Genomic DNA, 2,212 nt, shown 5'->3' with positions numbered 1-2,212 from the left:
GCGCTTAAAAAATCTTTTGATTATTGTGCGAATGCCCGCAAAAATATGACGAAGGAGCAAAAAGAAACATCAGTTAAATTTATGGGGGGGAGTCAATCGGCAGGAAATGTTCTCGATTTTACAATTTTCCATTCATTACAACATTATGGCAATTTAATTGTCTACATGAGGCTGAAGGGACTGGTTCCCCCATCTTCGCAACCAGAAAATCCCGGAAATGACCCCGTAAAACAGGATCCTAAGGAATAATCAGATGAAGTGTAGAAATACACTTTTTTTATACCTGGTTTTCAAATTATATTGAACAGGCATTAAAGCTATTGTGCCAATCTAAAATTATTACTGAATAGTATCAAGTACAACTTAATGACTCTTATAGTAAAAGTTTTTAGTATCATTTTAATGGTTGTTGTTTTTACCAGTTCTCAAGCTCAAGACAGAAATATGAAACAAGAAATATTAAAAAAAATAGAATTAGATAGCTTCAATAATAGGATTGGACTTGAAATGGGGTTAGCCATTGTGAATTTGGCTAAAGAACGAAATCAAAATGTAGCAGTTCAAATTGATAGATTAAATCATGCAATTTTCATCTACGTTGACGACAACCTGCCCGCTGACAAACACAATTGGCTTAGACGAAAAGCAAATGTTGCTAAACAATTTGAAGAAAGTTCATTATGTGTGAAAAATGATTTGAAGGAAGGTAATATGACATTGGAAAAAACCTTTGGACTGGATGAGAAAGATTTTCTTGCAAAAGGCGGTTCTATTCCAATATTTGTAAAAAAAGCAGGAATGGTTGCGACAATCACTGTATCTGGGCTTCACGATGAAGAAGACCATAAAATAATTATTGACGCATTAAAAGGAAAATATTTTAATTAATATAAAATACTACCTCCAATAGCACTTAAGATAACATGGGACAAAAGTGGTTTATGCATGGTTCGTTCTTCATTGATAGCATTGTCGGGGGCGGACACAAATCGCTCCGGATGCCCACGTTTCTTAGCTGCGGACCGTTGGCGATAATCCAAATTGGGAGGAAATCAGAAAAGGGTTGAAAAACTTAGACAATGAAGTGTAATGGGAGAAAAGCATATTAAAACTTATTTATAATCCTGATTAAAGAAAAATGATAGAAACTGAAAAAATCTTATTAAGACCAATTACACCGAAAGATGGCGAACAAGTTTTTGATTATCGTTCAGACGCTGAAACGAACAAATTTCAAGGGTTTATACCAAAAACTATTGAGGAAATAGATGGATTTATTGAAAAAAACCCATCGGAATTTAATCAACCGGAATCGTGGTTTCAACTGGTTATAATTGAAAAACATTCTTATGAAATTATTGGTGACATAGGAATACATTTCATTGGTGATGATGGCTTTCAATGTGAGCTTGGATGTACATTAAATAAACTACACCAGGGTAAAGGTTATGCCACAAGCGCCATGAAAATTACCATTGATTACCTATTCAACAAACTAAATAAACACAGAATAGCAGGTTCAGTTGACCCGAAAAATAATCATTCAATTAAACTTCTGGAAAGACTGAACTTTAGAAAGGAAGCTCATTTTAAAGAAAGCTTGTTTATTAATGGAGAATGGGTAGATGATATCGTGTATGGAATATTAAAAAGTGAATGGGAACCAAAAGTACAAGTCCTGTGAAAATTTTTGCTAGTTATACGTATTTCGTTGATCGATTTTATAATACTATGGTACTGGCAAGAAATTCTACCAACAATTATTTACTTAACTGCACTATTGTTTTAACTTGAAAGTTACAAAAATGAAAGAAATGAAATTTATTTTAATAGCAACAGCTTTTATCTTTATAAGTACCGTCGGGAATTATATTTACAAACTGCTAAATTTTCCAGCCACTTACAAACTGACACAAAAATAAATTTGGATATTGTTGTCTAATTAGTTAACTTTGACCTGTGAGCAAAGACAGACAAGTTATCGCCTATAAAAAGTATTTTCTTGACTTTTATGAGAATCAAACTGGCGCTGTTCAAGCTAAAATTGAGTGGACATTAAATTTAATCAAAGTAACTCCTCATGTACCCAAAAAGTACTTTGATCACATGACCGGGACAAAAGGACTTTACGAAATTAGGGTTGAAGTAGGAAGCAATATTTTTAGAATATTTTCATTCTTTGACAAAGGAAATCTGGTGGTATTAGGAAATG

The 2,212-nt window shown here is 33.1% G+C and carries 3 protein-coding genes; all 3 read left to right on the top strand.

Going from position 1 to position 2,212, the window contains the following annotated elements; translation table 11 throughout:
- Window positions 1-444 precede the first annotated feature (444 nt).
- Complete coding sequence (locus tag H0V01_12075; GenBank protein ID MBA2584110.1) at window positions 445-888, top strand: heme-binding protein; 444 nt, start codon at window positions 445-447, stop codon at window positions 886-888.
- 250 nt (window positions 889-1,138) lie between these two features.
- A complete protein-coding gene (locus H0V01_12070) occupies window positions 1,139-1,684 on the top strand; it encodes a GNAT family N-acetyltransferase (protein ID MBA2584109.1) in 546 nt (181 codons plus the stop codon).
- A gap of 275 nt (window positions 1,685-1,959) precedes the next feature.
- Window positions 1,960-2,212: type II toxin-antitoxin system RelE/ParE family toxin (locus H0V01_12065; protein ID MBA2584108.1), on the top strand; the 253-nt coding region annotated here is incomplete at its 3' end.

This window comes from Bacteroidota bacterium, from assembly GCA_013696965.1.
In the GTDB taxonomy this organism is placed as follows: Bacteria; Bacteroidota; Bacteroidia; order JACCXN01; family JACCXN01; genus JACCXN01.
Note: the sequence above shows the minus strand (reverse complement) of the source record. Positions and strands in the feature narration are given on the sequence as shown.